The sequence below is a fragment of the Flavobacterium frigidimaris genome (genome assembly GCF_002217275.1).
In the GTDB taxonomy this organism is placed as follows: Bacteria; Bacteroidota; Bacteroidia; order Flavobacteriales; family Flavobacteriaceae; genus Flavobacterium; species Flavobacterium aquidurense.
Genome location: NZ_MUGV01000023.1, coordinates 42,299 through 62,955 on the forward strand (window position 1 = coordinate 42,299; position 20,657 = coordinate 62,955).

General features: G+C 34.9%; 13 protein-coding genes. 6 read left to right on the top strand and 7 right to left on the bottom strand.

Translation table 11 applies throughout. From position 1 onward, the window contains the following. Nucleotides 1–205: 205 nt before the first annotated feature. From B0A65_RS14425 to B0A65_RS14450, 6 genes are all read right to left on the bottom strand, one after another. A complete protein-coding gene (locus B0A65_RS14425) occupies nt 206–5,824 on the bottom strand; it encodes a T9SS type A sorting domain-containing protein (protein ID WP_074662618.1) in 5,619 nt (1,872 codons plus the stop codon). Nucleotides 5,825–5,981: 157 nt separating this feature from the next. Then, a complete protein-coding gene (locus tag B0A65_RS14430) occupies nt 5,982–6,422 on the bottom strand; it encodes a retropepsin-like aspartic protease (RefSeq protein ID WP_074662621.1) in 441 nt (146 codons plus the stop codon). Continuing rightward, on the bottom strand, nt 6,374–9,037 hold the full coding sequence (locus B0A65_RS14435; RefSeq protein ID WP_074662624.1) for a CHAT domain-containing protein: 2,664 nt from the start codon (nt 9,035–9,037) through the stop codon (nt 6,374–6,376). Before B0A65_RS14435 ends, B0A65_RS14430 begins: the two co-directional genes overlap by 49 nt. A 90-nt stretch (nt 9,038–9,127) precedes the next feature. Continuing rightward, nucleotides 9,128–11,080 (bottom strand): DUF7849 domain-containing protein, encoded by a 1,953-nt coding sequence (locus B0A65_RS14440; protein ID WP_074662627.1) that lies wholly within the window; start codon nt 11,078–11,080, stop codon nt 9,128–9,130. A 110-nt stretch (nt 11,081–11,190) separates the two neighbouring features. Then, nucleotides 11,191–12,180, bottom strand: a complete 990-nt coding sequence (locus B0A65_RS14445) for a hypothetical protein (protein WP_074662630.1) — start codon at nt 12,178–12,180, stop codon at nt 11,191–11,193. Between the two features lie 131 nt (nt 12,181–12,311). Beyond that, nucleotides 12,312–12,611 carry a hypothetical protein gene (locus B0A65_RS14450; protein ID WP_074662632.1) on the bottom strand — a complete coding sequence of 100 codons (300 nt, stop codon included), beginning with the start codon at nt 12,609–12,611 and terminating at the stop codon, nt 12,312–12,314. A gap of 126 nt (nt 12,612–12,737) precedes the next feature. On the opposite strand from B0A65_RS14450, the gene B0A65_RS14455 reads away from it, so the two are divergent. The 6 genes from B0A65_RS14455 to B0A65_RS14480 all read left to right on the top strand — a co-directional run bounded on the left by B0A65_RS14455 (nt 12,738) and on the right by B0A65_RS14480 (nt 19,156). Further along, nucleotides 12,738–13,322 carry an RNA polymerase sigma factor gene (locus B0A65_RS14455; protein ID WP_074662634.1) on the top strand — a complete coding sequence of 195 codons (585 nt, stop codon included), beginning with the start codon at nt 12,738–12,740 and terminating at the stop codon, nt 13,320–13,322. Between the two features lie 2 nt (nt 13,323–13,324). Further along, complete coding sequence (locus tag B0A65_RS14460; protein ID WP_074662638.1) at nt 13,325–14,050, top strand: tetratricopeptide repeat protein; 726 nt, start codon at nt 13,325–13,327, stop codon at nt 14,048–14,050. A 226-nt stretch (nt 14,051–14,276) separates the two neighbouring features. Then, nucleotides 14,277–15,935 carry a S41 family peptidase gene (locus B0A65_RS14465; RefSeq protein ID WP_074662641.1) on the top strand — a complete coding sequence of 553 codons (1,659 nt, stop codon included), beginning with the start codon at nt 14,277–14,279 and terminating at the stop codon, nt 15,933–15,935. Between the two features lie 220 nt (nt 15,936–16,155). Next, on the top strand, nt 16,156–16,935 hold the full coding sequence (locus tag B0A65_RS14470) for a TatD family hydrolase (RefSeq protein ID WP_074662644.1): 780 nt from the start codon (nt 16,156–16,158) through the stop codon (nt 16,933–16,935). Nucleotides 16,936–16,998: 63 nt separating this feature from the next. Then, nucleotides 16,999–18,135 (top strand): 1-acyl-sn-glycerol-3-phosphate acyltransferase, encoded by a 1,137-nt coding sequence (locus tag B0A65_RS14475; RefSeq protein WP_074662647.1) that lies wholly within the window; start codon nt 16,999–17,001, stop codon nt 18,133–18,135. After that, the gene (locus B0A65_RS14480; protein ID WP_074662650.1) at nt 18,125–19,156 is read left to right on the top strand and encodes an asparaginase; all 1,032 of its coding nucleotides are present in this window, start codon (nt 18,125–18,127) and stop codon (nt 19,154–19,156) included. The genes B0A65_RS14475 and B0A65_RS14480 overlap by 11 nt, the downstream gene beginning before the upstream one ends. A gap of 244 nt (nt 19,157–19,400) precedes the next feature. On the opposite strand, the gene B0A65_RS14485 is transcribed toward B0A65_RS14480, so the two are convergent. Then, the gene (locus tag B0A65_RS14485) at nt 19,401–20,642 is read right to left on the bottom strand and encodes an MFS transporter (protein ID WP_074662653.1); all 1,242 of its coding nucleotides are present in this window, start codon (nt 20,640–20,642) and stop codon (nt 19,401–19,403) included. Nucleotides 20,643–20,657: the final 15 nt, after the last annotated feature.

Sequence of the window (20,657 nt, forward strand, 5' to 3'; positions counted from 1 at the left end):
GGATTTTTTATTTGACTGAAGTTCCTAATTTGGAATTTATTTATTAGAATTTAAACCCCTTTATTTCTTCACAATTTTGGTTGTTTTTTCTTTAGGTTTTTCCTTTAAATAAAATCCCAAATTCCGATTAAGGAATTTGGGATTTTCATTTAGCTGAAGTTCCTAAGTTGGAATTTGGAATTTATTTATTGGAATTTAAACCCCTCTATTTCTTCACAATTTTGACTGTTTTTGTTTTGCCTTCTGATTTTACTTTTAAGAAATACATTCCTGAAGCAACATTTGACAAATCAATTTCAGAGTAATCATTGTCTACTTTTTTAGATAAAACAGTTGTTCCTGACACCGAATATATTTCGATTTCATCAATTACAGCCGTATTGCTTATAGTAAGAGTATGAAGCACAGGATTTGGATAAAATGTGAAATTTGGAAGTACAAAATCTGGTGTAGAAAGCGCTCCATTCAATTTTACAGTTACTGCAAGACGTTCTTTGCTCTCAATTCCGTTTATGGTTTGAGAAGCGTAATAAGTTGTTCCGTCAACCAAAACTGTTGATAAAGGCAGAGGAGTTTCTTTTGTTTTACTTGTGCTTCCGTCCGTGATGTTTAAATTCATATACCATCTGATGTTTTGTCCATTAACAACTATATCAGCTAAAGTCAGCCCTGGTTTTAATTCGATTTCGAACTTGTTTAAGCCATTTATTACTGGCGAAGGCGGATCAACCAAAACATTTATTGTGGCGCTGCATCCATTTAAATCGGAAGTAATAACAGTATAAGGACCGGGATTTAATTGCGAGAAAACATTATTTGTTGAAAACTTATCTAGGTTTGGAGATAGGGCAAATTTGTAGCCACCAGCTCCTCCGGATGGCTCAATAGTAATGGTTTGATTTTGAACAGTTATACCTGAAATTAATGGGGATGCAGGTTCTGTAATAACAATTTGATTGGTTGTCAGACATCCTTTAGCGTCTTTTACTGTTATACTATAAACACCAGCTTGTAAATTATAAAAACTAATACTATTACCGCTATTAGTAGTAAAAACACCATTGTTGAGAGAATATGTATAAGGAGCCTGGCCACCAGATATAGTAGCTGTAATCGAACCGCTTGCTCCTCCTTTACACTTAATGTTAGTAGCTGTTGCCGTAATTGCGGGAGCATTTATCTGGCTAATTGCGGCGGTAAGAGAAACTATGGTGTTTTTATAATCACGGACCTTGATAGTATAATTTCCAGGTAAAAAGGTGGAATACACATTTGAATTTGTGTAGGTTACACCATTATCAAAGGAGTAATAATAAGGCTGAAAACCTCCTGTGGCGTTCACGGTTATAGTTCCGGAATTGGCGCAAGTTGCAGCAAGAACATCGGCCGTGGCAGAAAGTGGAGGTGACGGTATGACGTTAATTCCTGACATAATATAACCACATCCGTTTGCATCTGTGACTTGTGCACCGTAAAGCCCTAAAGGTAGTCTGGTAAATACTCCATTGTCTTGTGGGCCTGCAACTACAACTCCGCCTTTATCCTGTAAAAAATATTGATAAGGTCCAGTTCCGCCTTTTGCATTCACAATTATAGACTGATCATTAGCAGGAAAAGCAGTTGCCGACAATGCTTCAGATGGTTCGGTTAAAGTAATCATTGTTGTGGCAAGACAGCTATTGGCATCTCTCACGGTAATAGTAAATGTACCAATGCGTAAATTAGTAAAGGTATTTGCAGGACTAAAAGTAACACCATTTATAGAATAACTATAAGGAGCTTTTCCTCCAATAGCCACTGCTGTTACACTTCCTGTATTATCACCTTTACAAAGTATATTTGAGGTAACTGCTGCGGTTATAGAAGGTACGCTTACCTGAGTTACATCGGCAACAATGGAGCTTAGATTATTGCCGGCATCGCGGACAGTTATTGTATAAGTACCTGGTGCCAAATTAAAAACGTTTAAAGAAGCATAACTACCACCATTTAGTGAATAGTTATAAGGAGCTGTGCCTCCAGATGCAGTAACAGTTACTGTTCCAACAGGATTTACACATGTTGCCGGCGTTGTAGCAAAAGTTACTAAAAGAGGATTAGGATTACTAGCTATCGTGATATTTGCCTTTGAGTAGGCACAACCGTTCGTATCTTTTACCTGAACACCATATGATCCAACTTTTAGACCTTTAAAAACATTTGATATTTGGAAAGGACCAGTTGGCAATCCAAAATTGTCTGTAATAGCATAAGTATAAGAACCAGCTCCGCCTGTGGCAATAACCGTTATTTCTCCATCATTGTTACTGGCGGTTGTATTTTTAACAGAAGAAGTTACAAAGATTGGATCAGGTTGGGTTATTCTCATAAGTGAGGTAGCAGGACAGCCGGCAGCATCTATTACATTTAAGGTGTAATCTCCGGCAGCTAAAGAACTAAAAGTTGCACTCGAAGTATAAACACTATTATTTATTGAATACAAATAAGGAGCTTTTCCGCCTGATGCAATTATTTCTGCAGATCCGTCATTAGACCCGTTACAACTTACATTTTTGTAACTACCAGAAACTGTTAAAGAAGAAGAATAAGGAGGGATTATAAAACTACTTGTTTTGGTGTCATTATTAGCATCCTTGACAGTGACAGTATAAGTTCCTCCAGGGATATTGGTAAAAGTATTAGTACTTTGATAAGTTATCCCCCCATCTATAGAATAGGTATAGGGTATCTGACCTCCAGCTGCAGTAATAGCAATTGAAGCATTACTTGTACAATCTATTGTTTTTGTAATAGCTACTGTAGAAGTTAATGAATTTGGCTGTTCGATTGAAAAGCTTATTGGATAAGGAGATTCGCAACCTGTTGAATCTTTTATTTTTATAAGATGGTGTCCAGGTGTTACATTTGTAAAAACAGGGCTAGTTTGAACACTTCCTTCATCTAAAGAATAAAGATAAAACCCACTTCCTCCACTAACACTCACGACAGTTGCCGTTTGCCCTTCAATATTTATTGTACCAAGAATGTTTTCCAGCGGCGCTATAACATGTACGAACTTGTTAACGCAGAAATTAGCATCTCTTACCGAAATAGTGTACGTTCCGGGACTGACAGTAGTATAAGTAATCGTGCTGGTATAAGCCTCATTATTTACTGAATATTGATATGGGGGCTGACCACCAGTAGCATTAATTGTTATTGTTGCATTATAATTGGTACAATCCAGAGGTGTTGAAGTTGCAGTTGCAATTACCGGGACAAGTGCGTTGATTAAGATTTCATTTGAATTTGAGATATTATCTGCGGCATCCTTTACTTTTACACTATATGTTCCGGCAGGAATATTGGTAAAACTAGGAGTACTTTGATAGGTCAATCCGTCATTTATAGAGTATTGATAAGGATCATATCCTCCTTTAGCATTAACAGTTATTTCGGCATTACTAACACAATCCAATTGTTTAGTAACAGTTGATACAGAAGTTAAGGGAGCTGCAACTCTAGCCTCAAAACGAACAGGCTCACAATTAGTTGAATCCTTTAATCTTATTTGATAATAGCCAGGTGCTAAATTTGTAAAAACATTATTGGCTTGAAAATCACCTGTACCAATAGCATATTGATAAGAGCCAGTTCCTCCTTTCACATCAATGACAGAAACAGTTGAGCCTTCAACAAGCAAGTCTCCAAATAGAATTTCCGGTTCTACTATAGTGTGAGATAGCGATACTAAACAGCTGTTGCTATCTTTAACTGTAATAATATAATTTCCGGCTTTTAATTTTGTAAAAGTATTGACGTTTGTGTAGGTACCGCCATTTATAGAATACTCAAAGGGAGCTTCTCCACTTAAAGCAGTAACAGTTAACGAAGCCGTTTCGCCGGCACATAGTATTGGTGTACTTGTTGCTGTTGCGGTTACGGCAACAGGTGGACTTATAATTATTTGACTTGTACTTGAAACAGAATTTAATGCATCTTTTACAGTTAGATAATAAGTACCAGGAGGTACTTTACTAAAAATATTCCCGGATTGATATGATGTTCCACTCATTGAATAGGAAAGGGAATAATAATATGGACCTTGCCCGCCTGCAGCGGCAAGAATTATTTGTGTCTTACCACTACAATCTGCCTGTTTAATAGTGGAATATGTAAAAGTTACAGGACTTGGATTCTCAATAGTAACAATAAAATCATAAGACTCACATCCTTTTGAATCCTTCACATGTACAATATGATTTCCGGCACTTAAGTTTGTAAACACATTTTCAGTCTGATAAGCTGCTAAATCTACTGAATATTGATAAGGTGCTGTTCCCGCCTGACCATTAAGAGTTAGAGTTTGACCCTCAATAACAATATCAGGATATATTGGTGTTGGCTGTGCAATAATATGTTCAATTGAAACAATACAACCAACTGCATCTTTTACGGTGATAAAGTAAGTTCCTCCAGCAACATTATAAGTATTGGCAGCTGTGAAACCACCATTGTTTATAGCGTATTGATAGGGACTTTGTCCTCCTGTTGCATTAATTGTTAGTATCGTTTTGTCTTTAGCACAAACTAATGGTGTGCTTGAAGCTGTTGCAAGTAGTGGAGCAGGAGGTTGCTGCACCATATTAAATAACGGAGGAGAAACACAGCCTTTACTATCCTTTATTAAAAAAGTGTAATTGCCTGGAGTCAAATTATTAAAAATATTGCTATTGGTAAAAGTTTGTCCATTATCAATAGAATAGTAAAACGGAGACTGTCCAGACGTTGCATGTACCATCATCGATGCACCTGTGCAACTTGTGGCATTGGTAACGAGTGCAACTCCATTTACAGCAACCGGTTGAGCTATGGTTATTAAATTTGGATTAGTCACCGAATTTAAAGCGTCTTTTACCGTAACAGAATAAGTACCGGCACTTAGATTATTAAAAATATTAAATGTTTGATAAGTATAACCGTTATCTACTGAATATAAATATGGAGCTTGTCCGCCAAAAGCAGTAATATTTAGCTGGGCATTATTACCGTTACCTGTGCAATCTAATTCTCTGATAGCTACTGCAGCATTCAAAAAAGGAGCTACAGTTGCTTTTACCACTGCTACACAGCCCTGAACGTCTTTTATTCTTACATCATAATTTCCGGGAATAAAATTTGTGAAATAATTCGCTGCCTGATAAGTCAATCCATCTAAAGAATATTGGTAAGGAGCCGTTCCTCCTGCAGCAGTAATCAGGATTGTATTTTGGTCTAAAACCCTGGAAGTTGCAGTTACAGCAATTGGTGCCGTTATGGTATAGTTAGCTGTAGTCGGGCAGCTTGTACCCGTATCTAATACCTGTATACTATAAACTCCGGCAGATAAATTAGTAAAAACAGGACTGCTTGAGAAAGAACCGGCATTTAAAGCATAATAATATGGACCAACTCCACCAGTAGCAGTTACGGTCAATGATGACTTGTCGCCAGCACATAAAATAGCGGTATGGGTTGCTGTTATATTTAAAGCGGCAACAACTTTTATATTAAAAGAATTGGTGGTTATATTCTCATTATTGTCAATTCTGACGTAGATGGTTGTAGCACCTACAGCTGCATTGTAATTGGAAGGATTTGCAATTGGATTTGTATTATTGAGTGCGGCAGTAAGGCTTAAGTGAAAACTTACGGTTGTCTCATCCGGATTCAAATTTCCAATCAAAAGAGGTTTTTGTTTGGCTAAATCAAAATTGTTGTCTCCTGGACAATGTACAATATCACTAACCTGGGCATAAAAAACAGTAGTAAACAAGAAAAGAAAACAAAGTAGAGTTTTTTTCATAGTATTAGATTTGTTAAAATGGACTTAACAAATATATACAAAAAGCTATTCTACAATTGTATAAACAATAATTTTCTTGCAAATCTAAGTGCAATTAAAATTTTCTTTAAACAGTAAATCCTGAACTTTAAAGTTTTGGAATTTCGAGAATTGAAATTTATAATTTTAGGTACAAATAATGATTGTAATAATCAATAATAGCTTTACCTTCCAATAAAACATCGGCACCAATAATGCCCTGAACTGCTTTTGTTTTATAGGCTTCTAAAGCTTCATTGACATGCGAAAGATCAAAAATGACCAAACTGAAATCGGAGTTTTTCCAGCTTCCGATTTGCAAAAGATTACTGGCCGAAATTTGCGTTCTCATGCCGGTTCCGCCAGCTCCTGAAGCTTTGGTTTTTGATTTTTTTGCTGTGATACTAAAAAGTTCAACACTTTCAAAACCTATGCAGGTATTGGAAGCTCCAGTATCAAGAATAAAATTTCCCAAAATACCATTAATTTTAGCTTTTATCAAAAGATGCTGTGTTCTGGTGACTTTAAATTTTATTTTTTTATAATTCTCTTTCTTGAGAGCCACGTGAAGATTTTCCATTTTCGATAGTGATTGAAAATCAAAAATAAACCAATTATAATCAATATACTAATGATGTAATAGATATAATTTGATGCTTTTTCCTCCTGTGAGATTGAACCGTAATACACAAACGAACTCCAATAATAGGGAGATTTCTTTACATTTGGAATCGATTTGTCATTCAAAAAAGCAATTTTTGCATTACTATTAGCTTCAAAATAAGGAACAGCATTTTTGACATTTTTGTAAAAATCAGCCATAAAAACGGATGTTGTATAATCGTTTACTTTCCATAAAGAAAACAACAAATTCTGTGCACCTGCAAACTGAAAACCCCGGGCCACACTCATCGCACCTTCCGCTTTATATAGTTTTCCAATTCCGGTTTCACAGGCGCTTAAAACCACTAAATCAGGATTGATGTTAAGGTTATACAATTCAGAATACAATATTTCCTGATCAGAGAATTTAATGCTTGCCGGAGTTTCAATATCGCCGGAAGAAGCATGTGTACTCAAATGCAAAATCGAATAATTAGAAGCATTATTTTTGAAATTGGAGAAACTGGCTTCTAAATTTTCTAAATATTTTCCTTTAAAATTAGTTCGAATGGCTTCTAACTCTTTCTTCGAATAGCTCAATTCAAAAGCCGTTTTTTCGAATATGGGAAAAACACCCAAAACTGTTTTCTCCGTTTTTGAAATTGCTTTTGAATTCAAATAAAAATTCGCCGAAATAGTATACCCAATCTTGAAATCGTTTAGTAAATAATGCATTTTAGCAAAATTTGTTGTGTTTGATTCCTGCGTTATTAAAGCCTCAAAAGGAAGAAAGTTTAAAATTCCGTCCGGAACAATAATGAGGTTTTGATAAACAAGATTAGTTGGTAATCTTAATAAGTCGTAAGCAGCTTTTGCAGATTGATTGTAGCCTGAAATGTCATTTGTAATTGAACTTGCATCATTAAAATAATCTATGAAATGAATAATATTAAACATTTTTCCATCTCCAATAGGAACTCGATTTAATGAAATTCTACTATGCTGTAAAGTGAAATAATACAATTTTTCATCACCCATAAAATAATAAATCATTATCGCTTTTTCATTTTCTAATTTTGAAAAAAGTGGTTTTAAATCCATTTTTTCAGGAATAGAATTCAGGTTTTTAGATTGGATTTCTTTTAGTGAAAGCATCAGTTCATTTTGCTTTTTTATAGCCGAATTAATATTTGAAATATTAGCCGAGTTTCCTTTTTGTTGTTCTTTTAGAATCTTATTATTTAAGTTTTGAAGTTGTTGTAAAAGTTGTTTTTCTGCGGCTGAAGCATTTTTAATATTCGATCGATAACCTTGCAAAATCCCCGATTTTGTTTTTTCTGATAATTGAAAAGCTTTTTCTAAATATTGAGTTTTACCTTCTGCCTGATACATACTTTCATAAATAGAAATACATTTTTCAGTTCGATTACGATTTCTGATTTGGGTAATAATTTTTGAGTTTTCATATAACAATGAATTCATCAATAAATCTTCAATGTAGAAAGAAAGTTCAAAGGTTTTTAATGCTTTTTTAGGTTGGTTGAGTAATAAAATTTCTGCCTGCAAATCGAGCGCATCTATTAAAACTGTTTCAGCATATAATTGATTTTGATTTGGAAGAATATTTTTGGAGTTATAATTCGGGATTAAAAGTTTAAAAATTGCCGAAATCTGTTTTGTGCTTTCATCAAATTTTCTTTCATCAAAAAGTAATAAAGCTTTTTCATAATACAGTTTGGCAATTTTTCTGGGTTGCTGATTCGGTAATGCAAAAAAGATTTTTTCTGCTTTTTCGAAATAAGAAATGGCAACTTCAGGCGGATATCTTTGACGATGCAGTGCTGCCAAATTTCGATAAGAATTAGATAAAGCTTCTGATTGTTCTTTCTCATTTTTGAGATAATTTACCGCCGACTTAAAAGCATTATCGGCCTTATCGTAAACTTCTGGGGGCATTAGATGTATTCCGGAACTTAACAGATAGTTATTTCCGAGATTGTTAAGTAAAATTCCCTTTTGAACATTCGATAATTTCTCCGTTTTCAAAGTATTTTCTAATAACTCAATGGCGAAAGTAATCTTGCCCGAACTCTGGTAAACATTTGACAAATTCAGAATTGCAGCAAATTTTTGTTGCTGTGCATCAGGATAATTTTTGGTCGTATTGACAATGAAAAAATATTGTTTAATAGTGTTTTCGGCACTGTCATAATCGCCTAAAACAGTATATAAATTACCCAAAGGTTTCAGACAAAATTCAATAATATCATAATTGGATAACTTCTTTTTCTGATAAATTTGCCAGGCTTTTTCGTAACTCGAAATTGCTTTTTCCGTTTGTCCGAATTGATTTTCATAATACGCTTTGTTGCAATTTAAAACCACAATTGCCAGGAATTCATCGGGAGTTTTTGGTTGAGAATTTTTCCAGAAATCAGCTTCCGTTTTGGATAAATTTTGTAACGCTTTCGCGGAAGGATGAGCGACAAAAACATCAATTGCAGTATATATTTTATCTTCTTGAGAAAGAGGTTTCTGTCCGAATAAAATCAGAGTAAAGAAGATGAAAATATAGCAATATAGTTTTGTCATAAATTTTTTGTTTCACAGAGATTCGCAAAGTTTTTCACAGAGATTCACAAAGTTATTTTAAATTCTCTGTGAATCTCTGTGGTACAACTCTTAAAACTTCCAAATCCCGTAAAACTGGAAATAATTAAAATTCTGCTCAAAGTTGATTACATAACGTGCTCCCAAACTCGGACCAATTCTCGCGAAACCCGCTGTAAAATCAAATAAAAGACCGGTTTTTACATCCGTAAAAGAATTTTTCACTGTATTAGTTGTTGTAGTCGTACTGATTAGAAAATTCGCCTTATCGCCTTCAAAAGTTTCGACTTTTATATTTTGGTTTTGCTCTTCAGAGACATTAATGTTGGCCTGAATTCCGGCACCAACTCCAATATAATTATTAAGGTTATATCGAATCAAAAGCGGAACTTCCCAATTGACATTTTTGTTCTCCGTTTCAGTCGTTGTACGCACCAATTGTCGTACTCCGTTTGCGTTAGTATTGAATACATCTTCAACCTTAATTGCGCTGTCATATTTATTCAAAGCATTAACCCATTCTGCTTGCCAGTAAAAACGATACGATTTAAAAGGCGAAATCGTGGCGCCGACAAAATAACTCGTCGATTTTTCTAAATCAGGATACAAATTATAACCGGCTTTGGCACCAATAGAAATTCCGGGCAGGAATCGGGTCGTGGCGTAATTGGTAATTATAGGTTCATTTTTATCAAATATAATCGCAGTTCGGCTTCGGGTTTTTACTTTATGAAAATCCTCTGCAAACTTCATCGAATATTTTACAAATCCTTTGGTAGAATCTTTTTCATGTACATTTTTCTGCTCGCTTCCGGGCAAATAAATGTTTTTAAAAGTGAAAAAAATCTGTTTTTGTTTAATTATGGTATCCAGGCAGCTCACGGTTGGTTCTTCGCCTTTTGGACAAATCGGGCATTTTGGATACATGTCTTCAATCTGAAAAGTCTTTTTATCAAACATATCTGGTACATCCGTTTCTAAACGAATCATTCTCGCCGGACCTTCGCCATTATTTTGAAAACGGGTTTTAAAATTCACTCTTTTAAAACGCACCAATCTGTAATTCATAAAACTTCCGTTAGATCCCATTTTGTTTGGGTCGTGAGAAGTTACTATTTCCATTTCGAGGTTTTTTATTTTATGGTTTTTATAACTTCGATTGGGTACAAAAATTCCACGCATCGTAACTGTTGCACTGGTATCTTTTATCATTTCCGGAGTTGTTTTAAACGTGTAAAAAACATTGTGCGTTTCTCCCGGATTAGCATCGTCAAATTCTAAAACATTAACATTATGATATAATTTATTAGCTTCTAACAACGAAGCATCCAAATCTTCTTCTGTAGTTGTATTTCGGTATTTTTTGAGTTTGATTGTATTTTCGGCAGAAGCCAGATAATTTTTAGAATCATCAAGATCATCAACCGAAGCAACAGTGTTTTCTTTTACTTCGCGTTCGTTGGCATAGGTTCTAAAATCGATTAATTCGAAATTATTGTTTTTGAATTGCTTTTCATTATAAAACAAATAGAGCTTTCCGCTCGCCACATAATTCTCCAGATTTTGATAACCTACTACAACTACCATTTCCTGCTCCGGAATAGGATCACAGTTTTTGATCATCGCAAATCCGTTTTGGTCTTCTATTGAGGCAATGTCCTTATAATTGGTATCCGTAATATCGTTAATTGCTACCTTTTTTGGTCGTGTTGCCGGTGGTTTCCCGTTGTCGTAGTTGTTGGTTACAGCCACTCGGGTGGTGTATGTTCTCTTGTTTTTATAGACATGTTTTGGTTCTGCTTCTTTGCTGTAATGGCCGTCGCCAAGTTCCCATAAATACGAATAACTTGGTTTTGGTGCACCCGCAATCGGAATCAAAGGTGGTGTTTCGGGCTTAAAAGTAACGGCATTTCCGTTTTGAATAAAACCAATATTGGCTCTTCGGGTTATGGTGTCTTTTACTTTGGTTTGTCCTATTGAGAGAACAGAAAATAGCATAAAGAAAATAGACAAGAGTGGTTTCATAGCTAGTAGTTTTTTAGCTTTAAAATCATCAGAATTAATTTTAAAACTGGATTAAATGTAAAAAAAAGTGATGAGCAAATCACCACTTTTTCTTAAAAGTATTTTGTAAGTTACTGAATAGCATTGATTGCGGCTACCAGTTGGGCCTCTGTTCCAATAACAGCTTCTGCAAGAGTAAAGGTATAAACGTCATTTGCTGCAACGGTTACTGCTTTGATTGCGTAACGCCAGTTTCCATTATCTTCAGTGGCAAAAATCACGTGGCATTTTAAACCAATCGGAATTTGACCGTAATGCTCGCTGAATAATCCTGCGGTTGTGTAAGTATCTAATTTAGCCAATGCATTTTTTCCTTCACCATCATAAGATAAATAAACGGCGCTGTTTGTGTTGTCATAACCATCAGGAGCATCTACAAGAAGCGTTGTTTTAGGTCTTGGATCACTATAAAAACGATCCACATTTGTCCATCCAAAGTTTCCGAAAGTTACATAATAATTGTTTCCTTCGCCCTGAACGCCACCTTTTCCGCCAGTTCCATCAGCATTTGGTTTATTGGCATCTCTCCAGGCTAATTCTCCTTTTTCGTCGATTACCCCGGTCCATAGCGTCATGGCATTGTCAAGACCAGCTGTTAAAGCCGTCGGAATCAGCATATTCATTGTACAGGAGTTTTTAAGCTCTACACCACCCTGAGTGGCTTTGATGAAGATTTCTCCTCCTGAAATCAATAGAGTTTTCTTTCCGTCAGCCGTAATTCCCATTGTTGGTTTGTTGGTTACCAACATATTTCCTTTGTCAAAAAGTTCGATGTATTCGATATCGACTGTTCCCGTTACCGGATTTCCGTTTTTAGTTAAACAGTTTCCGTTGATGTTTACTTTTACCCCTTTAGCTGATGTAAAAGTTACCGCACCCGATCCGGCTGTGATGGTGAAATTTTGCGTATTTCTTTTGATTCCTTTTTCAGTTATTCCTTTAAAAGCTGCTGAAGTTGGTGGAGAAATAATAATATCATTGCCGTCGCTGTTGGTGTCACAACTTACTAAAGTGATCACTAATAAAAATAATAGACTGATAGTTTTAAATTTTGTGTTCATGATTTCTGGTTTTTATAAATCTGTCCTGATTCGTCTCAGGTGGTTTTCAGATTCTGGTTGCTAATTTTAATTTTATATTCTTATATCAATTCGGGTTTCGTATTGTTACCCCTGATTTTTATTTTTTTGATTTATGCGGAGAGGCATTTGTCTTCAAAGAGATTTCCGTCTTCGTCAACGGCGACCAATATGTTTTTCTTCCGCGAAAGCGCAATTATTAAATACAGCCAGACAATTGACCAAAGTCCGAATGTGAGACAAGTCAGAAAGAGGTGAAGAGAATGTTTGATGGCTTTTTTTTCTTTGGATAAAACCACATAAGGCAGTTTTTCATTGTGTTCGACAATTACAAAACCATTTCGTTTTTTGGCCGAAATCATTTCGTAAAATGTAGCCAGATTTTTTTCATTGGTAAATTGATACGTTTCCATTTCTCTTGTTTTTTTGATTTAAAAGATAATTGTAGTTCTATATCAACTTGATTTTGTAATTGTTACCCCAAGAAATGAGAATTATTCCAGTTTCTTTTTCTAAATTAGCTATCAAAAAGTTTTTTTATGGGCAATAATAAAATTCATCCTGACCAAATGTATATTGAAGGGCTTGCTGCAAATGACTCGGGAATCATTCAGTCTATTTATAAAAAGTTCGTACCCAAAGTAGTTTTTTTCGTCATGAACAATTCAGGCGATAAAGAACAGGCACAGGATATTGTTCAGGAAGTGATGATTTTGCTTTTTAATCAGGCGAAAGCCAATACCTTAAAACTGACCTGTCCGTTTGATGCCTACTTCTTTTTATTGTGCAAAAGGAAATGGTTGAATGAGTTTAAAAAAACATCTAATAAAGGGGTAACAATTCATGAAGACATAGTATCTATGAATGAATCTGCACTCGAATTAATTGGACAAACAGAAGAATTTGACGAAAAACAACAGCTTTTTGACACCATGTTTCAGAAATTGGGGAACAAATGTCAGGAGCTTTTAAAACTAAGTTTTTCAATTAAATCGATGGAAGAAGTTGCTGAAAAACTCAACGTAACGTATGGTTATGTGCGTAAAAAGAAATCGTTGTGCGTTGGTCAATTAACGCAGTGGATTCAGGAAGCCAAAAATTTTAATTCTCTAAAAAACAATTAGTCATGAACGAAGAACGCTATATATTATTTGATCAATATCTTCAAAGCGAAATGACTGCTGCCGAAAAAACTAATTTTGAAAAACAATTAGCCGAAGATTCGGAATTTGCATCAGAGTTCGAGACTTTCAAAGCAGTAGAGCTTCAATTGCAAAATAAATTTGGATTTGAAGCCGAAAGAGAAGCGTTTAAGGAAAATCTGGATCAGATTGCAGAAAAGCATTTCAATAAAGAAAAACCAAAAGTAGTACTGATGCGTCCGTGGTATTTAGCGGCGGCAGCCTCTGTTGTTATTTTATTTGGACTGTTCTTCTTTGACTACAATCAAAATCCGTCTTTTAATGATTACAATCATCCCGGACAAGCTCATTTTACGGAAAGAAGCACTACGGATATGCATCTCTTACAAGCCGAAAAAGCGTTTAATAGCCGAAAATTTAAAGATGCGATTCTGTTTTTTGAAATGGCTTTAAAAGACAACAAAACACCAGAAGTTCAATATTATTATGGAGTTTCTTTGATGGAAACCAGTGAATACCAAAAAGCAGAAGCAGTTTTTAATGAACTAAAAGCATCAAGCCCTGTTTATAAAGACAAGTCACTTTGGAATTTAGCAATAATGAAATTAAAACAGAAAGATTACAAAGGATGCAAGCAAATCCTGCAAACTATTTCTCAGGATTATGAAGATTATGATGAAGTTCAGGAGCTTTTAGATGCTTTAGATTAGGGGTGTTTCACAGAGATACACGAAGATTTTTAACCGCAAGGTTCGCAAAGAGTTTACGTAAAGATTCGCAAAGTTTTTAATTTCTTTGCATTCATAGCGTAAACTCTTTGCGAACCTTGCGGTTTAACCTTTTTTTACTTTACGTAAAACCGTAAGTAAATTTGGATTTTAATAATTACTTTCGATTTTAATTTCAACCCAAAACTATAATTGTAACCTTCATTAAATGAAAAAAAGTGCCCTCTTTTTTCTCTTGGTTCTTGCTCAAATTACCTTTGGACAAGCCAAAATTACAGAAACGGAAAAACTTGCCGCAACCTGTAAAGTTTGGGGATTCTTAAAATATTATCATCCAAAAGTGGCTAATGGAGAATTGAATTGGGATCAGCAGCTTTTTGATATTTTGCCTAAAATTGACAAAGCACAAACCAAAGCGGAATATTCAGCAGTAATCGAAAAATGGATCGATGAATTAGGAGTTGTAGCGGCAAATAAACCTTTGGCAGACGATCCTAAAAAAGATTATTTTAATAAAAATCTAGATTTAGAATGGACGCAAAAAGACAAGTTATTTTCAAAAAGTCTGTCTAAGAAACTTAAATTTATTACAGAGAATAGATTTCAGGGTGCAAATCATTATGTAAATCGTAATGGTGAAAAAGTGGCGCTTCAGTTTGTAAATGAACCTGTTTATGCTGAATTTCAATGGACTGATAAAAATTTGCGTTTATTGGCATTATTCCGTTTTTGGAATTATACAGAATATTTTTTCCCATATAAATATGTAATGGATCAGAAATGGGATGAGGCTCTGGTCGAAATTTTGCCGGCTATTGCAACTCCTGCTTCTGAAAAGGAATTTTTACTGGCGATGCGTGAAATATCAATAAAACTGAACGATACTCATGCAGCGACTTTTAATACGGAAATGATGAAATATTTAGGCGGAGAGAAGTACACCGTTTTCGGAGCCAAATTTATAGACAATAAAGCCGTAATTACTAGTATATCAAACGATTCTTTAGGAAAGATTGATGATTTAAAAACAGGAGATATTATCACGAAAGTTGATGGTGTAACTGTTGAACAAAAACTAAAAGAAGTTTTAAAATATATGCAGGGTTCTAATAAACCTGTAGCGATATTAAATGGAGGTTTTGTAATGTTTACAGGAAATGAAGATACTTTAGAGATTGAATTTATTAGAGATAATATCACTTCAAAAAAAATAGTACACCGTTATCCAAATGAAAAAATTAAAAGATCTCCCCCAAAAGCTTCGGCAAAAAAATGGGAAATTCTGGAGAATAATATTGGTTACATAAAAATGAATAAAGTGCCAAAAGAAGAAGTGCCGGAAATGATGGAAAAATTAAAAAATACGCAGGCCATTATTTTTGATATAAGAAACAGACCAACCAATACCGATTTTTTGGCTAACGAATATTTAAATCCGGAACCTAAACCAATATTGAGATTGCTTTATCCGGATTTGACTTATCCTGGCCGTTATTATTTCAATAATGAAATGCAAGAATGTGGTAAAATCAATCCTGATTATTACAAAGGTAAAGTAGTTGTTTTGGTGGGGCCTGGAACTCACAGTTTTGGTGAACAAACAGCCATGAGTCTTCAAACAGCACCAAATGCTACTGTCATTGGGAGTCAGACATCAGGTGCCGATGGACCAAATTATTCTTTCAACATTATTAAAGGTTTTGAATCGTCTTTTACATCGGCGGGAGTTTTTTATCCAAATAAAAAAGAAACACAGCGCATTGGTATTGTTCCTAATATTGAAGTGAAACCAACCATTGTAGGTGCTCAGCAAGGTAAAGATGAAGTCTTGGACAGAGCCTTGCTATTTGTTAAAAACGGAAAATAGCATACAGTTTTGTCATTTTGAGGAACCAGGGATCTTCCAGGAAGCGATACAAGAATTTGGGGATTCATTGCATGGAGTTACTTGCGGAGATTTCTGGTTCCTCAGAATTGACAAAAAATAAAATTCACATAAGCGAATCTGCCTAATCCTCGTGCGATTTCGCTAAGATTGGGAAAGTTTTTAATATTGTCGTAATTTTGGCTTTTTAAAAATTAGACCATTGAATTCAACACCTATAATTACCGATACACATACCCATTTATATTCTGAAGAGTTTGATCAGGATCGTGACGAAATGATGCAGAGAGCTATAAATGCAGGAGTAACGCGTTTTTTTATTCCCGCAATTGATGCGGCTGCAACACAGTCGATGTACGATTTAGAACAAAACTATCCCGATTATGTTTTTTTGATGATGGGTTTGCATCCCACTTACGTGAAAGATAATTATGAAGAAGAATTAAGACACGTAGAAACCGAATTGGCCAGAAGAAAATTCTATGCTGTTGGCGAAATTGGGATCGATTTGTATTGGGATAAAACGCATTTAAAAGAACAACAAATCGCTTTTAGAAGACAAATTCAATTGGCAAAACAATACAAATTACCAATCGTAATTCATTGCCGTGAAGCTTTTGATGAAATTTTTGAAATTTTAGAAGAAGAAAAATCGGATGATCTGTTTGGAATTTTTCATTGTTTTACCGGAACTCACGAACAAGCTCTACAAGCAATATCCTACAATATGAAGTTAGGAATTGGCGGAGTTGTAACTTTTAAAAACGGAAAAATCGATCAGTTTCTAAATCAAATCGATTTGAAAAATATTGTTTTGGAGACCGATTCTCCTTATTTGGCGCCCATTCCGTACCGTGGAAAACGAAATGAAAGCAGTTATTTAGTCAATGTTTTAGCAAAATTATCTTATATTTATAGTATTTCTGAAGAAGAAATAGCAAAAATTACCACACAAAACTCTAAAGACGTTTTTGGTATTTAATAATCAACTAACAATACTTTAATTTTTTTTTTGTTCTTTTGCCCACCTAAATAAATATTTATAATGCAGAGATTTGATGCCATTCGACCGTTTTATGATTCAGAAATAAATGAAGCACTTCATGGTGTTGCTAATCATCCGATGATGAAAGCCATGATGAATTTTACTTTTCCCGAATTAGAAGATGAAGTTTGGAAAGATCAATTGAAGAAAACACATTCGATTCGTGATTTTCAATGCAACTTTATTTATAATACGATTCAAAAAGTATTGGAGAAAAGTTCTGAAGGACTGACTACTTCTGGTTTTGAAAAGTTAGAAAAAAACACCTCTTATTTATTTGTATCCAATCATAGAGATATTTTATTGGACACGACTTTACTAAACGTTTGTTTATTCGAACATGGTTTAGTGATGACCGCATCTGCAATTGGAGATAATTTAGTTAAGAAAGCTTTTCTGAGTACGTTGGCAAAACTAAATAGAAACTTTTTGGTTTTAAGAGGTTTGACACCAAGAGAAATGCTGCAGAGTTCTAAATTATTGTCAGAGTATATTGGGCAATTATTGCTGCGTGAAAATCGCTCCGTTTGGATTGCACAACGAGAAGGTCGTACAAAAGACGGTAATGACGAAACCAATCCGGGCGTTTTAAAAATGATCGGTATGGGTTCTGACGAGGCCAATTTGATGGATTATTTTAAGAAATTAAAAATCGTTCCGGTTTCTATTTCTTATGAATACGACCCGACAGATGTTTTGAAAATGCCCCAATTAATGGCAGAAGCAAATAACGAAGTTTATATTAAAGAAAAAAATGAGGATTTCATGACCATTTTAAGTGGTATCATGGGAACCAAAAAAAGAATACACATTTCAGTTGGCGATGTTTTAGACACTGAAATTGATCAGATTGTTGCAGAGAATGACAATGCAAACAAACAAATTCAGGCGTTGGCACAAGTAATTGATGATTCGGTTTTGAAAAATTACCGATTATGGCCAACCAACTATATTGCTTACGATATTTTAAACCAGACTGATAAATTTTCTCATTTGTACAGAGAAAGTGAAAAATCACTTTTTGAGCGTCGTTTAGAAATGCGTATCGGAAGTGATAATCCTGTTACCAGACAGGGATTTCTTTGTATGTATGCAAATCCTGTAGTCAATAAATTAAAATATCAGGATGTCATCTAAAGCTAAAATACTTTTAATTTATACCGGAGGGACCATCGGTATGAGCAAAGATTTTGAAACTGGTGCACTCAAGGCATTCAACTTCGGAAAACTATTGCAAAAGATTCCTGAAATCAAACAACTGGATTGTGAAATTGAAACCGTTTCTTTTGAACATCCAATCGATTCGTCGAACATGAATCCGGAAATGTGGAGCAAAATTGCCACCATTATTGAGCAAAATTATGATGCTTTTGATGGATTTGTAGTTCTTCATGGATCCGATACGATGTCCTATTCAGCTTCAGCATTGAGTTTTATGCTGGAAAATTTAACCAAACCAGTTGTCTTTACCGGATCGCAATTACCAATTGGAGATTTGAGAACAGATGCAAAAGAAAACCTGATTACGGCAATTCAGATCGCTTCCTTACAGGAAAATGGAAAGCCGGTTATTACTGAAGTTTGTTTGTATTTTGAATATAAATTATACCGTGGTAACCGAACTTCAAAAGTAAATGCTGAACATTTCAGAGCTTTTACAGCACCTAATTACCCAGAATTAGTAGAATCTGGCGTGCATCTTAAATTAAACAGACATTTATTTCTTCCGGTTAAGGAAGATGCCCAATTGATTGTGCATAAGAATTTAGACAATCATGTAGCCATTATAAAAATGTTTCCCGGAATGAGCGAAGTTGTTTTGTCTTCGATTCTTGCCATTAAAGATTTAAAAGGAATTGTCCTTGAAACCTATGGCTCAGGAAATGCACCAACTGAAGATTGGTTTTTGAATTTAATTCAGAAAGCGATTCAGTCTGGTTTGCACATTGTAAACGTGACACAATGTTCCGGAGGAAGTGTCAATATGGGACAATATGAAACCAGTACTGCCTTAAAATCACTAGGCGTTATTTCAGGAAAAGATATTACTACAGAAGCCGCCATTACAAAATTGATGTATTTGTTGGGGCACAATATTCAGCAGCAAAATTTCAAAACGATTTTTGAAACGGCTTTGCGCGGAGAGATTTCGTTGTGATTTTTTCCCACCATATAAGTGATATAAGGTTATTTAATTAAGCAAAAACGATCTAGTTTGTCATTCCGAAAAATGAGGAATCACCACAAGCTGCGTTCCTATTAGTCAATCTTTGTAGAGTTTCTTGCGGGGATTTGCTACGCCAGTCGCTATCGCTCGAGTCTCCTGCGTCGAAATGACATATTTTATGTTTACGTCATAAATATTTATTGGAATTTCCCTTCCAAAAATTGGAATTTGGAATTTAATTTTTGGAATTTCTATAGGTAACCTGACAAGTTTCCAGCTCTTCCTCAGTGCTATGTTTTTTATAATAAACATAAACAATTACCGAAATAATACAAATTATCCCCTGAATTGCAACCGTATTTCTGGTTCCTATTATGTGCGAAACATAACCAATGATCAAACTACCCACAGGAATCATTCCCTGATACGCCATTAGATAATAACTGATACTTCTGGATCTCATTTTTACAGTACTTTGCGTTTGTACATAAATGTTTATCGATGAGGTTTGCGCCATCATCCCAACGCCGCTCAATGCCATGCAAATAAGCGCTACAGTTAAGCTATTTGAATAAGCAAGTATAATTACACTGAAACCTAATAATAAGCTCGCAGCGATCATTATCTTGTTCATATTGTCTGATTTTTTAAGATTCGCAAGATAGATGGCAGATACAATAGACCCAATTCCGGCGGCACTTTCAAACCAGCTGAAAGTTTGGGCGTTTCCACTAAAAATATCTTTGGCAAAAACAGGCATCAAAGTATTAAAAGAGATTACGAATAAACTACTAACCATTAACATCAATAGCATTTTTGCCATATCTGTTTCTTTTTTGACATATTCTAAACCTTCAATAAAATCATCCCACATTTTTAATTTGTCAGCTGCTTTAATATGAGGCGTAATTTTCATCATTAACAAAGAAATCAAAACCGGAATATAGCTTAAGAAGTTTCCAATGAAACAAATGTCTTCGCCGTATTGGTGCAAAATAATTCCGGCTAACGCTGGGCCTGCAATTCTGGCAAAGTTGTTTAAAGTGGAGTTTAAAGCAACGGCATTGGGTAAATCTTCTTTATCGTTGACAATGTCAATCATCATGGTTTGTCTGCAAGTCATATCAAATGAATTGATGATTCCCTGAAAAAGACTCAAAGCCAGAATAAAGTTGATGTTGTATATTTTTAGATAAATCAATAAAGCCAAAGCTCCGGCCTGAAACATTGCCAAAGATTGCAAAAGAATCATACTCTTATGTCTGTCGTAACGCCCAATGATACTTCCGGCAATTGGCGCCAGAAATAAAGACGGAATCATACTTAGAAAAGTAGCCAATCCTAATAAAAAAACAGAACCGGTTACGCTGTAAACCATCCAACTAACAGCTGTTTTTTGAAGCCAGGTTCCGATAACAGAAACCGATTGTCCGTAGAAGAACAATTTGAAGTTTTTTGATTTTAACGCTTTAAACATAACTTGTATTATTTT

Bases quoted from the DNA above. Each gene is read 5' to 3' on its own strand.
- B0A65_RS14425 (WP_074662618.1), bottom strand. From the start codon at position 5,824: ATGAAAAAAACTCTACTTTGTTTTCTTTTCTTGTTTACTACTGTTTTT.
- B0A65_RS14430 (WP_074662621.1), bottom strand. From the start codon at position 6,422: ATGGAAAATCTTCACGTGGCTCTCAAGAAAGAGAATTATAAAAAAATA.
- B0A65_RS14435 (WP_074662624.1), bottom strand. From the start codon at position 9,037: ATGACAAAACTATATTGCTATATTTTCATCTTCTTTACTCTGATTTTA.
- B0A65_RS14440 (WP_074662627.1), bottom strand. From the start codon at position 11,080: ATGAAACCACTCTTGTCTATTTTCTTTATGCTATTTTCTGTTCTCTCA.
- B0A65_RS14445 (WP_074662630.1), bottom strand. From the start codon at position 12,180: ATGAACACAAAATTTAAAACTATCAGTCTATTATTTTTATTAGTGATC.
- B0A65_RS14450 (WP_074662632.1), bottom strand. From the start codon at position 12,611: ATGGAAACGTATCAATTTACCAATGAAAAAAATCTGGCTACATTTTAC.
- B0A65_RS14455 (WP_074662634.1), top strand. From the start codon at position 12,738: ATGGGCAATAATAAAATTCATCCTGACCAAATGTATATTGAAGGGCTT.
- B0A65_RS14460 (WP_074662638.1), top strand. From the start codon at position 13,325: ATGAACGAAGAACGCTATATATTATTTGATCAATATCTTCAAAGCGAA.
- B0A65_RS14465 (WP_074662641.1), top strand. From the start codon at position 14,277: ATGAAAAAAAGTGCCCTCTTTTTTCTCTTGGTTCTTGCTCAAATTACC.
- B0A65_RS14475 (WP_074662647.1), top strand. From the start codon at position 16,999: ATGCAGAGATTTGATGCCATTCGACCGTTTTATGATTCAGAAATAAAT.
- B0A65_RS14480 (WP_074662650.1), top strand. From the start codon at position 18,125: ATGTCATCTAAAGCTAAAATACTTTTAATTTATACCGGAGGGACCATC.
- B0A65_RS14485 (WP_074662653.1), bottom strand. From the start codon at position 20,642: ATGTTTAAAGCGTTAAAATCAAAAAACTTCAAATTGTTCTTCTACGGA.